The organism is Mesorhizobium denitrificans, assembly GCF_003403035.1.
In the GTDB taxonomy this organism is placed as follows: domain Bacteria; phylum Pseudomonadota; class Alphaproteobacteria; order Rhizobiales; family Rhizobiaceae; genus Mesorhizobium_G; species Mesorhizobium_G denitrificans.
On the sequence record NZ_QURN01000011.1, the window covers coordinates 116,437 to 135,656 of the forward strand.

Genomic DNA, 19,220 nt, shown 5'->3' on the forward strand with positions numbered 1-19,220 from the left:
CTCACACGGGTTCAATTAACTGTGAGTCAGCTATGCGCTTTAAAGTTTACCTCGACAATAAGGATTTAGCTCAGCGCAGAGTGGTCGATGGCGAAATCGATCCTGGCGTGGCGGATTGACAACAGGTGTCGCGGCTAAGGGACGTTTACGCGGCGTGAGGCGGGTAGCGACCGGGGAAATCCGTGGCGCGGTGATAGGCGTCTGCGAGGCGCAGAAGTTCTATGTCGGTATTGCGCGCGCCGATGAGTTGCATGCCCATCGGCAAGAGATTCGCAGAAAAGCCCGCAGGAATGCTGATCGCTGGCAGGCCCGCTATAGAGGCAGGAATCACGACTTCCATCCATTGATGGTAGGTAGACATGGCGCGACCGGCGATGCTTTGCGGCCAGCGAATCTCTGCATCGAATGGAAATAGCTGCGCGCTTGGCAGCACAACAGCGTCATAGCTTTGGAACAACTCGGCAGCCGTGGCGAACCATTGCGAGCGTACAACGCTGGCGGCGTGAATCTGCGATGCGGTGACGGCCATACCCGCTTCGATCTCGTAGATCATTTCAGGTTTCAGAAGCGCGCGCTTTGCCGGGTCTTCGTACAGGTCGCGCTTGGAGCCGCAATTCGCAAAGCTGCGAAGCACCAGCCATGCCTTCCAAAGCCGTTCGGGATCGAAAGGCGGGACAACAGGTTCAACCCGGATGCCAAGGTCATCGAATGTTTTGAGTGCGGTTTCGCAGAGTTCGAGAACGCCTGGTTCAGTAGGCAGATGGCCGTTCCAGTTTCCTATCCAGCCAATACGCTTTGCGCGCGTGGGGTGGTCGAGTCCAGTCAGGAATGAAGGCTGCGCCGGTAGTGCGTGAGGATCCCAAGGAACGGGTCCGGCCAAAACGTCGAGCAACAGCGCGATGTCGCGGACGTTGCGGGCCATAGGGCCGTCCATCGAAATCTGGTTGAGGAACAGGTCGCCAACGGGATCGCGTGGAATGATGCCGAAGCTCGGACGAAAGCCATAGATGTTGCAGAAGCCAGCCGGGTTGCGAAGCGAGCCCATTGTGTCGGAGCCGTCCGCCAAGGGCACCAGCCGAAAAGCGAGAGCAGCGGCAGCGCCACCACTGGAACCGCCTGCGGTTTTGGAGTGATCGTAGGGATTGCGCGTAACGCCGTGGACAGGATTGAAACTGTGGGAGCCCAAGCCAAATTCCGGCGTGTTGGTTTTGCCGATGATGATTGCGCCGGCCGACCTTATGCGTGCTGCGAGAAGGTCATCTGATTGAGGGATATGATCGGCATAGATGGGTGAGCCGTGCGTGGTGCGTATGCCCGCCGTTTCAACGAGATCCTTGATCGCAAAAGGAATGCCGTGCAGCGCGCCGCGTTGTTCGACCGTGTCGGCTTGCGCGGCGTCGCGCAGAAGTTCGTCGCGTGGGCGAAGAGAAATGATTGCATTGATTGCAGGGTTCAATTGCTCAATGCGATCGAGGCACGCAGTCATAAGCTCGACGCATGACAAATTGCGCGCGGCGATTGCCTGCAAAAGCCGTTCGGCTGAAAGATTTGTAGGGTCTGCCATGATGAAAGGGGCGGCGTGGCCGCCCCAATCTCAGGTTATTTGTTTACGTCGGTCCAGATGCGCGTATAGAGATCGGACACTTCTGGCGGGCACGCCTTCAAGAATTCGCCGGCCTTTTCATATTCGGCAGGGATAACCAATTCAGGCGCCGTCTTCATTTCTTCCGGCATGAACTTGTCCGAGCCTTTGATGCCATTTGCATATTTGGCGAAGGCCGAGATCATCGCAGCGTTTTCCGGCTCCATGATGAAGTTCATGAACAGCTTGGCATTGTCGACATTCTTGGCGTCTTTCAGGATAGCGACACTGTCCATGAACAGCGGGTAGCCTTCCTTCGGATAACCGAACTTGATGTCCGGGTTGGCGAGGCGCGAACGCATGATCGCACCGTTCCAGTAATAGACTGCGGAGTAGTCGCCCGCGGGCAGCTTTTCGGTCACGCTATAGTCCATTGCCAACCACTTTGGCTTGGCTTCGAGCAGCTTGTCGCGGACCTTCTTGAGAAGCTCCTTGTCGTCCGTGCACCAGTTGCCGCCGAAATATTTGATCGTGGCGAACATGACGTCTGTCATTTCCGGCTCGACATTGATCTTTCCGACGAGTTCGGCAGGTGGATCGAGGAAGATGGCTGAGGTGTTGATGTCGCCGCCATAGACCTTGGTGTTTACGCCGATGCCGGAAAGACCCCACTGCCACGGCACGGTGTAGTGGCGACCTTCATCCCAAGGCACGTTGACCCAGCGTTCGTCGACATTCTTGAAATTTTCCATCTGGTCCGGTCGTGCTTCAAGGAGCAGACCTTCCTTGATCCAGATCGGAACGTAGTTGGCCGATGGCACGACGATGTCGAAGCCGTGGCCGCCTGCACGAACCTTGGCGAGTGCGGTGTCGTTCGAGTCGTAGTCGGTGATCGTAACCTTGACCTTGTACTGCTCCTCAAACTTCTTGATCATATCCGGGCTGGTGTAGTCGCCCCAGTTGTAGATGTTCAGTTCACCCTCTGCTGCCGCAACGCCCGTAAAGGCCAGCAGCGCGATTGCCGCCGACGCGGTCGTGGTTTTCCATTTCATTTGTCGTCTCCGTTCCCGTGTTTTTGTTTCAGTTCTTTTGGCGATTGATGAAAAAGAACGCCGTAACGAGGATGACCGATAGAGCCAGGAACGCCGTAGCGATGGCGTTGACCTCCGGCGTGACGGTGCGGCGAATCTGGCCGAGCATGTAGGTCGGCAGCGTGTCCTGTCCGCCCGACTTGACGAATTCGGTGATGACCACATCGTCCAGCGAGATGACGAAGGCCAGCATGAAGCCCGCAATGATGCCGGGGCGCAGCAGCGGCAGCGTGATCCGTTTGAAGGCCATCCACGGAGTCGCGTAGAGGTCGGCGGCGGCGCGCTCCAGTGTCAGGTCCATGCTTTCAAGTCTTGCGCGGATCGGCAGATAGGCGAAGGGAATGCAGAAAGCCGTGTGGGCGGCGATGAGGTAGCCGAGGCCGGAATATCCGGTCCACACTTTCACGCGCGAAAATACAATCAGAAGTGCGACCGCCGTAACGATTTCCGGCACCATCAAGGGCTGGTTGATAAACGCGTATTTGAAGGTGAGGCCGGGATAGGGCGGCGTGCGGGTGGTTGCCAGCGCAGCCATCGTGGCGGTTATTGTAGCAAATGTAGCCGCGAAAACCGCAATGATGAGCGAGCGCCATGCGGCATCCTGAACGGCAGAATTGTTCCATGCGACGCGGAACCAGTGCAGCGAAAGCCCACCCCAGATTGTTATCGAATCGCTGGCGTTGAAGGCGTAGACAACCAGAACCGCGATTGGCAGATACAGCATGAAGAAGGTGACGAGCGCCAGAAACGCAAAGCCCGGCTGAGTGCGGATCTCGAAACGCCGCCTAACCATGCTGTGCTCCCGAGCGAGCGGCGTTTCGCACATAGAATAGCAGCGCCACCATGACGATGACCATCAAGGTGATCGACAGGGCGGCGCCGAGCGGCCAATTTCTGCCTGCGCCGAATTGCAGCTCGATGAGGTTGCCGAGCATGAGGTTCTTGCCACCGCCAAGCACGCGCGGAATGACATATGCGCCGAGCGACGGGATGAAAACGAGGATCGAGCCTGCGATTACGCCGGGCTTGACCAGCGGGATAATGACCCGCCACAGAACTTGTAATCTGCCCGCATAGAGGTCGTACCCCGCCTCGATCAGCCGGAAATCCAGCTTTTCCATGCTGGCATAAAGCGGCAGGATCATGAGCGGCAGATAGACATAGACCATGCCGAGCAGAATTGCCGTGTCGGTGAACATGATCTGTAAAGGCTGGTCGATAATTCCGGTCCACATCAACACACTGTTTACGACGCCTTCATTGCGGATGACCTGCTGCATGGCGAAGGTGCGGATGAGCAGATTTGTCCAGAATGGGATGGTGACGAGGAACACCCAGATTTCGCGTGTGTTCCTCGGGCGCGTGGCGATGAAATAGGCTGTTGGGAAGCCGAGCAGGAGTGTCAGCAGAGTCGTGAAGAAAGACAGCTTCAGCGAGCGCCAAAAAATCGAGAGATGCGCGTCGGCCAAGGTGAGTGTGTCGTCGAAAATGTCTCGCTGGAAGAAAACGGAAAACCAGCCGTCCAGCGAATATTGGCCGAATTTAACGTCACCATAATCGCCCTTGACCATGAAGGAATAGGCCAACACCACGAAAAGCGGGCCGATGGCTGCAAAGAAGATAATGAGCAGGGCAGGGGCAGACAAAAGCCAGCGGTTGCGGATTTCCCTTTGCTGCGTTTGCCGGGCGATTTCCGCTGCGCTGCTCATTGGTTTAGTCCCGCAGCACCTGGGCCGCATCGGCGGCGATTTCAATTCCGGCTGGATCGCCTATCTCGAAGCCACAGAATTCGCTGCGCGCATTTTGCTGCCGCACAGTGAACGGACTGCCATCTTCGAGACGAATGTGAATGTGCGTGTCGGTGCCGAAATAAACGACATTCTCGACCGTGCCGGATAGCTGCCCGCCTTTTTTGACCGCGCGCGCATGTTCCGGCCGCACTACAATGGTGGCCTCATGTTTCGGTTGCATTCCTTCCGCGACCGTCGCTGGGATTTCCTTGCCTGAACTCAGCCGCACGGTTGCTCTGCTATTGGCAATGTCGACCACGGCGGCGGTGAGGAAATTGGTTTCACCGATAAAGTCAGCCACGAACCGGTCTGCGGGCTTATCGTAAATATCCCAAGGGGAGCCGACTTGCAGGATGCGCCCTTTCGACATGACCGCGATGCGATCTGACATGGTGAGCGCTTCTTCCTGATCGTGTGTAACGAAAATGAAGGTGATGCCGGTTTCGCTCTGCATTCGCTTGAGCTCGATCTGCATTTCCTTGCGCAGCTTGTAGTCCAGCGCGGAAAGCGGTTCGTCGAGCAGGAGCACTTTCGGACCCGGAGCCAAAGCGCGCGCCAAGGCAACGCGCTGTGCCTGACCGCCGGAAATCTGGTCGGTACGGCGATTGCCGAGTTCTTCCATGTGCACGAGCTTAAGCATGGCTGCGACGCGACTCTTGATCTCGTCCTTCGAGCGGCCAAGCATTTCGAGGCCGAAGGCGACGTTTTCGCTGACGGTTAGATGAGGGAAGAGCGCGTAGCTCTGGAAGACCGTGTTGACGGGACGCTTGAAAGGCGGAAGGCCGGCGATGTCATCACCGTAAAGCAGGATCGCGCCTTCGGTTGGATATTCGAAACCGGCAATCAGGCGGAGCAGGGTTGTTTTTCCGCAGCCGGACGGCCCTAGCAGGGTGAAGAACTCGTTCTCGCGGATCGCGACTGAAACATTATCCAGCGCGCGTATCGCATTCGACCCTTGTCCGAATGCTTTTACGATGCTTCTCGCCTCTACAGCTACACGCTTCTGCTCTGCCTCTTCAGGCTTTGGCATGAATTGCACCCGCGCCCGTATTTCAACCACTGTTTGTGCCAGCGTATTTGACGTCTTGGCTTCGGGCAAGGCTCCTACGTATAAATGTGCGACACGGAGAGCATCATGCAGCAAGCGGACATTATTGTTGAGAATGCGCGAGTGTTGACCCTTGATCCGGGAAGGCCGCGAGCGACGGCGGTTGCGATCCAGGGCGGAAAGATATTGGCCATTGGTGATACCGAGGCCGTAGCGGGTATGGCTTCGACGGCCACCAAGCGAATCGATGCTGGTGGCGCGACGGTGCTGCCCGGCTTTATCGACAGCCATATCCATATTTTTCCCGGTGGCGCGCAGATCAAAAGCCTGTCGCTGGTGGGGCTGAACGGTTTTGACGAGATCGCTGCGGCAGTAAGGAAACGCGCGGCGCAGGAGCCAGATACAAAAATTCTGATCGCCGAGCAGGCCGGCTATTTCATGTTCGGCGATAATGAGCCGATCACAAGGCAGATACTCGACCGCGTGCTGCCGGATCGACCGCTGGCGGTGTTTGCCAGCGACCATCACACGATGTGGGCGAATACGGCGGCGCTCAAGGCTGCGGGCATATTGCACGGGCGCGAAATGCCGCCCGGCAATGAGGTAGTGATGGGGCCGGATGGACTGGCGACCGGTGAGTTGCGCGAGTTTGAAGGATTTGCGCCGATTACCGACCTGACGCCGACAGGTGGGCGCGAAATGCTGGGCTTGCAGGGAAGCGAGCCGGGCGTGCCCCCGACAGCTGCACAGCGCGCAATTGATCGCGGCATCATCAGCGACGGGCTGGCCTATTGCGCGTCGTTGGGGATCACCAGCTTTCACAACATGGATGGCAATTTTTATCAGTTGGAATTGCTGGAGGAGATCGACCGCGCGGGAGGGCTGACGGTTCGCACGCGTATGCCATTCCGCATGATGCCGGACCGCCCGCTTTCAGACCTTGAGAAGGCCGTGGAGATGCGGTCGCGCTGGAACAGCGATGTGCTGCGCGCGGACTTTGTGAAGATTTTCATGGATGGCGTTATCGAATCCACCACCGCTCATATGTTTGAGGATTATGTCGGGATGCCGGGCGTTCGCGGCTCATCCTATTTCGATCAGGCCGCGTTCGATGCGATTTGTATCGAGGCGGATCGGCTTGGCCTGCAAATCGCAGTGCATGCGATTGGCGACGAGGCCGTCAACATCACGCTGAACGGCTATGAGGCGGCGCAGCGTGCAAATGGCAAGCGCGACAGCCGCCATCGCATCGAACATATCGAAATGCTGTTGCCTGCTGACTTGCCGCGATTTGCAAAGCTCGGCGTGATTGCCTCAATGCAGCCGACACATGCGCCCGGCGGCTATTATCCGCCGGAGCCGATCCTTTCGATGGTTGGCCATCAGCGCATGATGACGGGCTACGCCTGGCAGTCCATTCGCGAGACGGGCGCGCGTCTGGTGTTCGCAAGCGACTGGCCTGTTGCGCCGCTCGATCCTCTGCTTGGCATCAAGACCGCGATGGTTCGCGAGCCGGTGTTCGATGGCGCGCCTGACGAAAGTCAATCGCTTGCAGATTCCATTGCAGGGTTCACGGCGGACGGCGCTTACACGGAGTTCATGGAAGATCGCAAAGGCGTACTGAAGCAAGGCGCGCTGGCCGATCTGGTCATCCTGTCCGGCGATATTGAAAGGACCAGGCCGCAGGATGTCGATGCGTTGAAGGTGCAGGCGACGATTTGCGCAGGGCGCATTACCTACGAGCGCTGAGCGGCGGCCTGCGGTCAAACCACGGCGCAGCCTCCTCGAGCGCGGCGCAAATGCCCATCAAGAATGTGTCGCGACCATAAGCCGTGGCAAGATGGATGCCGACCGGCAGGCCGTTATCTGTCCAATGCAGCGGCACGGACGCTGCGGGCTGACCCGAGGCGTTGAACGCGGCAGTGAAGGGTGAATAGGCGAATACGCGGCCTGGTCCCATGCGGTATTCGACATAATCTTCCGGCTGGTGATTGAAACGCCCGATAGCGGCGGGTGGCTCCGCAAGCGTGGCGGTCAGCAGCAGATCGTAGTTCTGGAAGAACGCGGCCATCTCGCGCCCATAGGCGTGGACCTTGTTAATGGCTTCCAGATATTCGCTGCCATTAACCGTGCGCGCATAAGCGACCGCGCCGCGTGCTATGCCCTCGATTTCGCCGGAAAGCAGTGCTTCGCCGCGCTTGCGGACCGCAGAGTCCACCGAAAGCGCGGTGCCGCAGGCGACGATTTTTGTCCATGCGGCCATCATGCCAGGAGTGTCGGCCTGCGGACGGGCTTCCTCCAGATTATGTCCCATCGATTCGAGCAGGCGCGCTGTTTTTTCGACCGCTGCGCGACATTCGGGATGGATGGCCTCGCCCGTGAGCGATGTGGTGGCGAAGGCGATTTTCAGCCCACGGTCGCGGCGGCTGAGTGCTTCAAGGAACGTACCTTCCAGCGGTGGCGCAACATAGGGGGCGCCGAGGTCTGGGCCCTGTGTGGCGTCGAGCAGGACGGCGGTGTCGCGTACGCTGCGGGTGAGGAAGCCGTCAATGGCCATGCCTGCCCAACCCTCGCCGACATACGGACCATCGGGCAGGCGGGCGCGGGTGGCTTTGAAGCCGAACAGGCCGCAGGAAGATGCGGGAATGCGGACGGAGCCGCCGCCATCCGAACCGTGAGCGGCAGGAACAATGCCCGCGGCGACCGATGCGGCTGCGCCGCCGGAGGACCCGCCGGGCGTGTGGTCGAGGTTCCACGGATTGCGTGTTGGTCCGCCATAGACAGAGGCTTCGGTTACGGGGCCGACGCCGAATTCCGGTGAGGTCGTGCGCCCGAAAGTGACTAGACCGGTTGCCTTCAAGCGCTCGTAAATGGCCGAATCTTTCGCGTAGCGGGTGTTCGCAAAAAGGCGAGAGCCGCTGTTGGACGGGAAGTCCTTCGCTTCCGCGCCAAGATCCTTGAGCAAAAACGGAACGCCTTTGAGCGGGCCATCCGGCAGTCCATTTGCGATGAACCCACGCGCCGTATCCTCGCGCATCATGGTTACGGCGTTGATCTGCGGGTTCAGCGCTGCAATGCGCGCGAGTGCTTCGTCCAGCAATTCATCCGGGGAGACATCGCCGCGCGCGACATGCGCTGCCAATCCCGTTGCGTCTTCGATGTCGTAAAGTGCGCTGATGCTCATGCCGTTTCCTTGCTCCGTGGATGCGGAACATACGAACCGGCAATGTGGAAGTCACGCGGCTGATGGACCTGGATCATCGAAATTTCCGGCACTCGTTGGGGCAGGTTGCTTCGGGCTTCCGACTACTCGAAAGGACAAGCGCCGTTGCTCGGGCGTTGCGAAGCGTTCTGCCGCCTCCTTGTCGCGGCGTGCGGCTTCAGGCTGGTATTGTACGCTTGTCAGCAGAACATCTTCATGCTCGCCCTCTCTATTGGTGAATGCGAACGATTGGCCTTCGGTAAGGCCAAGCAGCGCGATTCCGCGGAGGGTCGAGATTGGGAGATAGAGGCCGGTAGGCGCATTCATATGGCCGTGCGTGAGAATCCGCGTGTCCGTATCGCCGCCATTTATAGCGTAGGTGACGCGGCTGCTGATCGTGGCCAGCGTTGGTGGAGCGTCTTCGCGAAAGACGATTTTCGCGGACGCAATTTTTCGATCCAGCAGGGGTCGAATAGGATCGTCAAGTCCGAGACAGCGCTCGCGCATGACTTCGATTATGGTGAAATCTTTCGTGGTGAGGATGCAAGATTCGTGAGACATCGCAGTGTTCTCCGAGGCTTCGAGAGCCGTTTCCTATTGGACAGGTGGAGATAACCCCTGCGCGAAACGCGCAGGGGCTAGGTTCTTGCGATCAGGCAGCCCCCTATATGCGATAGTTTGGATTTACCGGTCATGATGCAGCCAGATGACCGCTGTCTTGCACGACATGATTTACGGTGAGCCGGTGGGCGCGACCGTCGCGAGACTGCCACTCGATCGACTGCCCCGGCGAAAGGCCGATAAGCGCTGCGCCAATAGGGGTCAGGACCGAGATGCGGCCCGCTGCGATATCTGCCTCGGCAGGATAGACGAGCGTGACCGTTCGCGCCTCGCCGGTGTCGGTGGAATAGGAGAGCGTTGAGCCCATTCGCACAATGTCGGTGCGCATGCGCGCATCAGGAACGACCTTGGCGCGATCAAGCTCGGCCAACAGTTCATCGGCAACTTTAGGCTGCTTGCCAGACCATACGTCGGCCAGTCTCTCAAGCGCATCTCTTTCGGAGCGAGAAATTGTTATCGGCGGCTTGCGCCGTTCGAGTTGTACAATGGTCATAGCCTTGCCTTTCGGGCACACGCATAGCGTGTGTGGAATGATACTTTGTGGGTGTGTTGCCGCTGATGGCTTGATGCTTGCCGGGAGATTTCCGGCTTGCGCCTGCGCCCCTCGGCCAAGGCGCGACGAGCCAGGCCGGGGGTTAGCTGCCCGCGATTGGGCAGACCCTATTCAATATCCGAGATATGTATTCAGCGCGGCTCATGTCGCGAACTTGGGAATAATTGGCCAGAAAGTCAAGGCAGGCGGGGGAGGCGTTAACGCCTCACCCCATATAGGTCGGTACGGCCTCTGGTTCCGGCTCCGGTGCGTGGCCGTGTTCGACAGGCTTGTGTTCATGCCTGTGGGCAAGAAACGTGTAGAACATCGGCACGACGAACAGCGTGAACATCGTACCGATGAGGATGCCGGTGAAGATCACCAGACCCATCGAGAAACGTGACGCTGCACCAGCACCAGCCGCCGTGATAAGCGGGACGACGCCCAGTGCCATTGCGGCGGTGGTCATGAGGATCGGCCGCAAGCGAACGCGTGCAGAGGCGATAATAGCCTCACGGATCGACATGCCGTGCTCTTCCTGTTGCTGATTGGCGAACTCCACCAGCAAGATACCGTGCTTGGTAATGAGGCCGATGAGAGTGATAAGGCCGACCTGCGTGTAGATGTTCAATGTCGACCCCGGAATGGCGATCCCGAAGAAGTTCCCGTTGAGAATGTTGAGCGGCAGGATCGCGCCGAAGATCGAAAGCGGCACCGCCATCATGATGATGAGCGGATCGCGGAAGCTTTCAAACTGCGCGGCCAGAACCAGGTAGATCACGATGATCGCCATGATGAAGGCGATGAGGATCGTGTTTCCCTGCTCCTTCTCAAGGCGAGATTGGCCGGAATAATCGAGGAAGAAGCCTTCCGGCATCGTTTCCTGCGCAATTTGCTCAAGCGCTGCCAGACCGTCGCCTGTGGTGACGCCGGGCAGCGGCAGAGCCGAGATCGTGGCCGAGTTCAACTGGTTGAACTGCTCGATGGCGGCGGGTGACGCGTTGGTCGTGATTTCGACCACAGCCGACAGCGGCACCATCTCCCCCGTTTCACTGCGCACGAACAGGTCACCGAGCTTGCTCGGATTGTTCCGATACTCCTGCGGCATCTGCATGATGACGTCATAGCTGTCGGAATCGCGGTCGAACTTGGAGATTTCACCGTCGCCGACGAGCAGGCTCATGGTGCGCCCGATGTCGGCAATCGGAATGTTCAGTGCAGCTGCGCGGTCGCGGTCGATCGTTACTGTAACCTGCGGCGTGTCGTAAGACATGGAGTTTTGAACGACGATGAACTTGCCGGTGCCTTGCGCTTTCTGTTTGATCTCATCTGCAACTTCAAAGACGCGGGCAGCATCGCCAGTCGTGCGGACGACCATGGTGATGGGCAGGCCGCCGCCGGAACCGGGCAGGGTTGGCGGGGCAAAGACGAAGGCTTCAACGCCTGCGACCTTGGACAACCGGCCCTGAATGTCTTCCTGCAACTGTTTTGAAGAACGGGTGCGGTCAGCCCAATCTTTGAACGCAAAGCCGACAAAGCCCTGATTGGTCGCGCCGCTTGCGAACGCAACCACGGAGAATATCGCACGTGTTTCAGGGATATCCTGAACGAGTTGCGTGATCTGCTTCACATAGGTTTCGGTGTAGTCGGACGTTGCATAGTTGGGCGCGTTTACGATGGCCATCAGGAAGCCCTGATCCTCTTCCGGCGCCAACTCGGTCGATGTTTTCGTGAACATGAAACCGGTCAGGCCGACCAACGCCAGCACAACGATGAGCATGACAGGGCGCATTTTGAGCGAGCCAATGACCATGCGTTCATAGAAGCGCTCGACGCGCTCGAATGTGTTGTCCACGAAACGCTGGAAACGACCCGGTTGACCCTCTTTCAGAATACGCGCCGCCATCATTGGCGTGACGGTGAGCGCGATGATGCCGGAAATGACGACTGCGCCTGCCAGCGTGAACGCGAATTCGCGGAACAGAGCGCCAGTCAGACCGCCGATGAAAGCCAGCGGCGCAAACACCGCGGCGAGCGTGATGGTCATCGCGACGACCGGGCCGGCAATCTCCCGCATGCCGCTGAACGCAGCCTGCATGGGCGTCATGTGGTCCTGCTCCATGTGTCGGTGGATGTTTTCCACGACGACGATAGCGTCGTCCACGACGAGGCCGATGGCGAGAACCATCGCCAGAAGAGACAGAAGATTGATTGAATAGCCCATGAAATAGAGCACGAAACAGACGCCCACCAGCGATAGCGGGATTGTCAGGATCGGCATCAACACTGAACGGAACGAGCCCAGGAAAAGCAGGATAACCACTATGACGATGGCAACCGCCTCGCCGATCGTTTTGAACACTTCCTCAATCGATGCACTGATCTGCTCGGTGGAGTCGTACACGATTTCCATCGACATGCCTTGCGGCAAGGTCTGCTGGATAGCATTGACTTCCTTGGTCACATCTTCCGCAACATTTAGCGGGTTTGCGGCGGGTGTGGGGAAGATACCCAGAAAGATTCCGGGCTTACCGTTGAAGCTAACGCGTGCATCGGTGTTTTCCGCAGCGAGTTCGACCTTCGCGACATCACCCAGCCGCACGACGTTGCCCTCTGTGGTGCGCAGTGGCAATTGAGCGAAGCCTTCCGGCGTCTGCAGCGTGGATTTCACAGTTATGGTGTGGACCACATATTCATTCTGAGTGTTACCAGGTGCGGATAGGAAATTGGCATTGGTTATGGCGGTCAGGACTTCAGTCGCGGTGATGCCGCGAGCGGCAAGCGCAATCGGGTCCATGCGCACGCGCATCGAATAATTGGCAGCGCCGAGAATCTGGGCATCGGCAACGCCTTCCACGGTGGAGAGTCGCGGACGAATAACTCGGGAAATGTATTCGGTGATCTGTTCCGACGTCATGTTCGCGTTCTGCAGCGTGATGTACATCAGCGCGAACTGATCTCCCGTGCCCTTTACGATGACGGGGTCCAGCGCGTCGTCCGGCAGCTGGCCGCGCACACCCTGAACCTTGGATAGAACTTCGTTTACCGCAACGTCAGGGTTGGAGCCGAGCTTCATCTGCACTGTGACAACGCTGGCCGACGAGCGGGATGATGACGTGACGTAGTCGACATTTTCGGTCGATGAGACGGCGCGCGCGATAGGCGCGGTAATAAAGCCCTGAATGAGATCAGCACTCGCACCAGGATAGGCCGTCGTGACTGTAACGACCGTTTCGTCGACCTTCGGATACTGACGAATCGGCAACTGCACAACGCCTTGCAGGCCGAGCAGCATGATCATGAGAGCCAGAACGGTGGTGAAGACCGGCCGGCGAATGAAGAATGCAGAGAAATTCATTTGGCCAAGCCCTTCGCATCGAGCGTGACGGTGTTGTCGACCTTCACAGGAGCACCGTTCGATAGGCGGTTCTGGCCTGCGGTAACGACCATATCGCCAGCTTTCAGACCGGAAACGATTTCAATTGTCCCTTCCGAGCGACGGCCCGTCTTAACGAACACCTGATTTGCGACGAGCTTAGGCGCCTCAGCTTTTGTCTCGTCGGTCTTTGGTGTTTCGGAAGCGGACGCAGCGCCGGTTTGCCCCGCAGGAGCTGGTTCTGATTGCTTCGCCTGATCGGCGGGACGCACGACATAGGCGTAATCACCATAAAGGCTGGTCACGACCGCCGTCTGGTCAACGGCAATGACATTCGGCTGTTCATTCAGCTGCACGCGCACCTGCACGAACTGGCCGGGCGTAAGCTTGCCCTGAGCGTTCGAGACTTCACCGCGCACCGATACCAGACGGCTGGCGGGGTCTACGCGCGGATCAATACCGGCGACTTTGCCGGTGAAGGATAAATCGCCGTTTCTTGGTCCAAGGCGAATCGGCTGTCCGATCTTGAGGTCGGCAAGCTGCTGCTCGGGCAGGGTGAAATCCACACGCATCCTGTCGAGATCCTGAAGGGTTACGACAGTCGTGCCAGGCTGCAGATATTGGCCGTCATCAATGCGGGGAATACCGACGGTTCCGGCAAACGGCGCCGTCAACTGTTTCTGATCAAGAATGGCCTGAAGGCGGTTGACCTGCGCTTCCGAAGTGGACGAGGCGGCGCGTGCGTCATCCAGCGTCGATTGCGAGCCGACGCCGCGTTGCTGGAGTTCCAGCGCGCGCTGGAGCACCAGACGGTTGTTGGCCAGCGTAGCCTTGCCCGCTTCGAGATCCGCGCGCTCGACTGCATCGTCAAGCTGGAGAAGCACTTGTCCTGCCTGGACCTTTTCGTTTGCCGTGAAGAGAATGTCTTTGACGACGCCGGTGGTCTCGACGGTCAGGTTTACGCCCTGATTGGCGTTGACCGTTCCCAGAGCTTCAAGTTCGGGCGTCCAGCTCGTCTCCTTGACCTCCTGCGTAGACACGGTGATTTCCGGGCGCGGCATGTTTGCGAAAAAGTCCGCAATGCCTTTGTCGCGCATGAAATTGTAACCAACTATGCCGGTCACAATGACGGCAACGAACAAAAGCAGCAGAGCTGCAATAAGGAAGCGCTTCACGATGTCCTCGCGGAAATTCTTGGGCTTGGGTATTATCTTCGATAGACTCTAAAGACGGTTCATATAAACGGTGATTGAATAAATGGCAATCGTTACTGTACCGTCTGGACGGTAATGCTGACATAACGTATGCTGTTGATATGATGTCTCCACTTTGCCAACCCAAGATTACGGCCCGGGACAAGATTCTTGCTGCCGCCGTCGAGATTTCCCATGAGAATGGGGCGGCGAATCTTTCGCTTGATGCCGTTGCAGCTCGCGCAGGTGTTTCCAAGGGTGGGCTGCTCTATCATTTTCCTAGCAAAGCGGCGCTGATGCGCGCGATGGTTGAGACTTTTGTCGCTCGTGTCGAGGCAGATTTGGAGGATACGGCCAGAAATAGCGGGAATCTTCTGTCTGCGTTTGTTTCCGTGACGGGCGAAGAGTGCGCAAAGCCAATACCCGGAGCTGCCGGTGTGCTTGCGGCCATTGCGGAAGACCCGGATTTTTTGAAACCCGTGAAAGAATTTCAGCGAAGGCTGCTTGACCGTCTGCAGGCAGGCGCAAAAAGCGCAGACGATGTGCTGCTGATTTATCTGGCTCTGGAAGGACTTCGTTCCTTGCGGCTCTTCGATCTGGATGTGCTGTCAAAAGAAGAACAGGAGCGCGCGCTCAAAGCCATGCGGATGCGGGCCAAGGACTGCGGTTATTCTTACAAGTGATACGGCAGTAGCCAGTCCGGTCAGCTAGCGCTTGCACAAAATGTAAAACACGTTAACGTTTGGTGAGGCGATGAAGTAGCTCTCAAGAGCTAGATCTCGTTCGTTGACGAATGTAGCTTTCGGCACTTGCTGAAATTTGGATTTTGATTTCCGGCATTGGCGGAAGCTTGGAACAAAGTTGCGAGCCATAATCACGATTACCTCGCTAGGGTAATGTGAGTTCTAGGAGGCAATTCGATGTTCACCAAACGGAATTTTCTATTATCTGCGCTGCTGGCAAGCTCCGTACAGTTCGGTGGGCTGGGCATGGCATTCGCAGATACGACCCTTCTGAATGTTTCGTATGATCCGACTCGCGAGTTGTACAAGGACTTCAATGCGGCCTTTGCCGCCAAGTGGAAAGCCGACACCGGCGAGACAGTGACGATCCAGACATCGCACGGTGGCTCGGGCAAACAGGCACGTGCGGTTATCGATGGCCTGGACGCGGATGTCGTGACGCTGGCGCTTGAAAGCGACATCAACGCGATTGCGGAAAAGACGGGCAAGATCCCGCCGGATTGGCGCAAACGCCTGCCGAACAACTCCGCTCCCTACACATCGACCATTGTTTTTCTCGTCCGTAAGGGCAACCCCAAGGACATCAAGGATTGGGGTGATCTGGTGAAGGACGGCGTGCAGGTTATTACGCCGAACCCGAAGACTTCCGGCGGCGCTCGCTGGAACTATCTGGCGGCCTGGGCTTGGGCCTACAAGCAATATGGCGGGAATGAAGAAAAGGTCCGCGCCTATGTTGCCGAGCTTTTCAAACATGTGCCCGTTCTGGATACGGGGGCACGCGGATCGCTGACGACATTTGCACAGCGGCAGCTTGGCGATGTCTTGCTGGCCTGGGAAAATGAGGCTGCGCTGGCTGGGGCCGAATTTGGGGCCGACCAATTCGACATTGTGGCTCCGCCAAGCTCAATTCTGGCGGAGCCGCCTGTAGCGCTGGTGGATGGCAATGTCGATGCCAAGGGAACGCGAAAAGTTGCGGAGGCCTATCTGAACTATCTCTATTCGGATGAAGGGCAGAAGATTGCGGCGAAGCATTATTATCGTCCGTCCAATCCTGCGGTCGTTCCAGCCGAAGAATTGCAGAAGCTTCCGAAGTTGGAACTGGTCACGATTGACGACCCGATTTTCGGCGGCTGGGCAAAGGCGCAGCCCTATCATTTCGGTGATGGCGGCGTGTTCGATCAACTCTACAAACCAACGAACTGACGAATGACATACGCCCCCACTCGGTGGCGATTCAGACAGCCGAGCGTCATCCCGGGTTTCGGGCCGGCGCTCGGCTTTACGATCGCTTATCTCAGTCTGATTGTGCTCATACCGCTGAGCGGCATAGCCCTGCGCGCGGCCGCGCTGGGCTGGTCTGGATTCTGGGCGCTCGCAACCGACGAACGCACATTGAAGGCGCTGGAGATTTCGTTCGGCGCATCGCTGATTGCGGCTATCGTAAACGTAGTTTTCGGCACGCTCGTTGCTTGGGTGCTGGTTCGCTACCGCTTTCCTGGAAGACGCTTGATCGATGCGGCAGTGGATTTGCCTTTCGCCCTGCCGACGGCAGTGGCGGGTATCGCGCTTGCTGCCATCTATGCGCCGAATGGCTGGGTTGGCAGTCTGCTTGCGCCTTTGGGAATCAAGGTCGCGTTTACGCCGCTGGGTATCATCGTTGCCCTGATCTTCGTCGGATTGCCATTCGTTGTGCGCACGGTGCAGCCGGTGATGGAGGAAATTGACCGCGACGTGGAAGAAGCTGCCGCGACACTTGGTGCGACGCGTCTGCAAACCGTGCGACGAGTTATCTTGCCGGGGCTGATGCCGGCCATCCTGACCGGATTTGCGCTCTCTTTTGCGCGGGCTGTCGGTGAGTATGGGTCGGTTATCTTCATCGCGGGTAACATTCCCTATGTCTCGGAAATCGCGCCGCTGCTGATTGTGATCCGGTTGGAGGAATTCAACTATGCGGGCGCGACCGCAATAGCGGCCATCATGCTGGTGATCTCGTTCTTCATGCTGTTTGCCATCAATCTGGTTCAGACCTGGAGCCGTCGGAGGTATGGCTATGGTGCTTGAGGCGACGCATCACATGTCTGTGGCTGATGATCTTTCGGCAGGTCGTGCAGAGAAGATCAAGCCGCGCGATGGCAAGAGGCCGAACCCCGTCAGCGAAAGCTTCGGCGCAAAGGTGGCGCTAACGGGCCTGGCACTGGCTTTTCTGGCACTGGTGCTTCTGCTGCCGCTGCTCGCGGTTTTCGTTGAAGCCTTTCGCAAGGGGCCGGCGGAATTTTTCCTGTCGCTGAATGATCCAGACACATTCTCGGCAATTCGCCTGACGCTGACGGTCGCGGCAATCGCCGTGCCGCTCAATCTGGTGTTCGGCGTGGTGGCGGCTTGGGCGATTGCCAAGTTCGAGTTCAAGGGAAAGGCGTTTTTGACCACGCTGATCGACTTGCCGTTCTCGGTGTCGCCCGTCATTTCCGGTCTGGTTTATGTTCTGCTCTTCGGCGCGGGGAGCGCGCTTGGGCCTTGGCTCAAGAGCTACGGCATTGAGATATTGTTCGCGCTGCCGGGCATCGTGCTGGCGACCATGTTTGTTACCTTTCCGTTCGTGGCGCGCGAATTGATACCGCTGATGCAGGAACAAGGGACCAGCGAGGAGGAAGCGGCGCTTTCGCTCGGCGCGTCCGGTTGGCAGACATTCTGGTATGTCACGCTGCCCAATATCAAATGGGGATTGCTCTATGGCGTGCTGCTCTGCAATGCGCGCGCAATGGGCGAGTTCGGTGCTGTGTCCGTAGTTTCAGGCCATATTCGCGGCCTAACCAACACCATGCCGCTGCATGTCGAGATTCTTTACAACGAATATAATTTCGTCGCCGCCTTTGCCGTGGCGACGCTGCTGGCCGGGTTGGCTCTCGTCACGCTCGTGCTGAAATCAATTCTCGAATATCGCTATGGCGATGAAATCGCCGCATCCGCGAAGCATTAGGACCTGACATGGACGTATCAATCCGAAATGTGCGCAAGGAATTCGACCGCTTTCCGGCGTTGCACAACGTTTCGTTGGATATCCATTCGGGCGAGTTGATCGCGTTGCTGGGGCCATCCGGCTCCGGCAAGACAACGCTTCTGCGGCTGATCGCTGGCCTGGAAACGCCGACAGATGGCTCGATCTATTTCGGGCCGGAGGACGCCTCGCTAAAGAGCGTGCAGGAGCGCAATGTCGGTTTCGTGTTCCAGCACTATGCGCTGTTCAGGCACATGACTGTCGCCGAAAATATCGGCTTCGGGCTGAAAGTGCGCAAAGGCAATGACCGGCCGCCTAATGAGCAAATTCGCAAGCGGGCGCTGGAATTGCTCGATCTTGTGCAGCTTTCCGGCCTCGAAAACCGCTATCCGAACCAGCTTTCAGGTGGGCAGAGGCAGCGTGTGGCACTGGCGCGCGCAATGGCCATCGAGCCGCGCGTTCTTTTGCTGGACGAACCGTTTGGTGCGCTGGACGCGCAGGTGCGGCGTGAACTGCGCCGTTGGCTGCGGGAAATCCACGATACGACCGGACACACCACAGTATTCGTGACGCATGATCAGGAAGAAGCGCTTGAACTCGCCGACCGTGTGGTCGTGATGAGCCAGGGACGAATTGAGCAGGTCGGGACCGCTGACGATGCCTATGACCGGCCAAACTCGCCGTTCGTCTATGGCTTCATCGGAGACTCTTCCACCCTGCCCGTGCGTGTCGAGAACGGTGAAATCTGGCTTGCGGATCGTACGGTTGGCCTGCAGGTGAATGACGTTCCTGATGGAAACGCATCGCTCTATTTCAGGCCGCATGACATCACTTTGCTGGACGGTTGCGGCGGGTGCATTGCCGGAACGGTCGCGACCAGCAGGCGCGTGGCGGGAACGCGTCGTGTCGAGCTGGAGGTTGGCGGTTCGCAACATCGCGTGGAAATAGAGTTGCCGATTGAGCATGTGGCAGCCGAGCGCTCGCGCATCGCTTTCCGTCCGACGCGGTGGAAGGTTTTCCCGGACGCACAGGATTCGACGGCTTAGT

At 58.0% G+C, this 19,220-nt stretch carries 16 protein-coding genes; 6 read left to right on the top strand and 10 right to left on the bottom strand.

Annotated features, from left to right (window positions below; all coding sequences use genetic code 11):
- Positions 1-145: 145 nt before the first annotated feature.
- Genes DY251_RS14925 through DY251_RS14945 form a run of 5 tightly spaced genes read right to left on the bottom strand, consistent with a single transcriptional unit; the run spans position 146 to position 5,493 of the window.
- A complete protein-coding gene (locus DY251_RS14925; RefSeq protein WP_116624710.1) occupies positions 146-1,564 on the bottom strand; it encodes an amidase in 1,419 nt (472 codons plus the stop codon).
- A gap of 35 nt (positions 1,565-1,599) precedes the next feature.
- A complete protein-coding gene (locus tag DY251_RS14930) occupies positions 1,600-2,634 on the bottom strand; it encodes an extracellular solute-binding protein (RefSeq protein ID WP_116624711.1) in 1,035 nt (344 codons plus the stop codon).
- A 28-nt stretch (positions 2,635-2,662) separates the two neighbouring features.
- On the bottom strand, positions 2,663-3,466 hold the full coding sequence (locus DY251_RS14935) for an ABC transporter permease (RefSeq protein ID WP_116624712.1): 804 nt from the start codon (positions 3,464-3,466) through the stop codon (positions 2,663-2,665).
- Positions 3,459-4,382 (bottom strand): ABC transporter permease, encoded by a 924-nt coding sequence (locus tag DY251_RS14940; RefSeq protein WP_116624713.1) that lies wholly within the window; start codon positions 4,380-4,382, stop codon positions 3,459-3,461. Before DY251_RS14940 ends, DY251_RS14935 begins: the two co-directional genes overlap by 8 nt.
- Positions 4,383-4,386: 4 nt before the next feature.
- Positions 4,387-5,493 carry an ABC transporter ATP-binding protein gene (locus DY251_RS14945; protein WP_116624756.1) on the bottom strand — a complete coding sequence of 369 codons (1,107 nt, stop codon included), beginning with the start codon at positions 5,491-5,493 and terminating at the stop codon, positions 4,387-4,389.
- A 105-nt stretch (positions 5,494-5,598) separates the two neighbouring features.
- Between DY251_RS14945 and DY251_RS14950 the strand changes: the two genes are divergently transcribed.
- Positions 5,599-7,260, top strand: a complete 1,662-nt coding sequence (locus tag DY251_RS14950) for an amidohydrolase (protein ID WP_116624757.1) — start codon at positions 5,599-5,601, stop codon at positions 7,258-7,260.
- Here DY251_RS14950 and DY251_RS14955 read toward each other — a convergent pair.
- The 5 genes from DY251_RS14955 to DY251_RS14975 all read right to left on the bottom strand — a co-directional run bounded on the left by DY251_RS14955 (position 7,244) and on the right by DY251_RS14975 (position 14,417).
- A complete protein-coding gene (locus DY251_RS14955) occupies positions 7,244-8,695 on the bottom strand; it encodes an amidase (RefSeq protein ID WP_116624714.1) in 1,452 nt (483 codons plus the stop codon). The genes DY251_RS14950 and DY251_RS14955 overlap by 17 nt on opposite strands.
- Before the next feature lie 51 nt (positions 8,696-8,746).
- Complete coding sequence (locus tag DY251_RS14960) at positions 8,747-9,274, bottom strand: GreA/GreB family elongation factor (protein ID WP_137113848.1); 528 nt, start codon at positions 9,272-9,274, stop codon at positions 8,747-8,749.
- 130 nt (positions 9,275-9,404) lie between these two features.
- Positions 9,405-9,827, bottom strand: a complete 423-nt coding sequence (gene rnk / locus DY251_RS14965; RefSeq protein WP_116624716.1) for a nucleoside diphosphate kinase regulator — start codon at positions 9,825-9,827, stop codon at positions 9,405-9,407.
- A gap of 265 nt (positions 9,828-10,092) precedes the next feature.
- Positions 10,093-13,224, bottom strand: coding sequence for an efflux RND transporter permease subunit (locus DY251_RS14970; protein WP_116624717.1), 3,132 nt, complete (start codon positions 13,222-13,224; stop codon positions 10,093-10,095).
- A complete protein-coding gene (locus tag DY251_RS14975; RefSeq protein WP_425373305.1) occupies positions 13,221-14,417 on the bottom strand; it encodes an efflux RND transporter periplasmic adaptor subunit in 1,197 nt (398 codons plus the stop codon). Before DY251_RS14975 ends, DY251_RS14970 begins: the two co-directional genes overlap by 4 nt.
- A 140-nt stretch (positions 14,418-14,557) precedes the next feature.
- Between DY251_RS14975 and DY251_RS14980 the strand changes: the two genes are divergently transcribed.
- The 5 genes from DY251_RS14980 (at position 14,558) to DY251_RS15000 (ending at position 19,219) form a co-directional block, all read left to right on the top strand.
- Positions 14,558-15,118, top strand: coding sequence for a TetR/AcrR family transcriptional regulator (locus tag DY251_RS14980; protein WP_281004470.1), 561 nt, complete (start codon positions 14,558-14,560; stop codon positions 15,116-15,118).
- Between the two features lie 237 nt (positions 15,119-15,355).
- Positions 15,356-16,381, top strand: coding sequence for a sulfate ABC transporter substrate-binding protein (locus tag DY251_RS14985; protein ID WP_116624718.1), 1,026 nt, complete (start codon positions 15,356-15,358; stop codon positions 16,379-16,381).
- Between the two features lie 3 nt (positions 16,382-16,384).
- Positions 16,385-17,239, top strand: coding sequence for a sulfate ABC transporter permease subunit CysT (gene cysT, locus DY251_RS14990; protein WP_116624719.1), 855 nt, complete (start codon positions 16,385-16,387; stop codon positions 17,237-17,239).
- Complete coding sequence (cysW, locus tag DY251_RS14995; protein ID WP_245415977.1) at positions 17,223-18,155, top strand: sulfate ABC transporter permease subunit CysW; 933 nt, start codon at positions 17,223-17,225, stop codon at positions 18,153-18,155. Before cysT ends, cysW begins: the two co-directional genes overlap by 17 nt.
- Before the next feature lie 8 nt (positions 18,156-18,163).
- Positions 18,164-19,219 (top strand): sulfate/molybdate ABC transporter ATP-binding protein, encoded by a 1,056-nt coding sequence (locus DY251_RS15000; protein WP_116624720.1) that lies wholly within the window; start codon positions 18,164-18,166, stop codon positions 19,217-19,219.
- Position 19,220 lies beyond the last annotated feature (1 nt).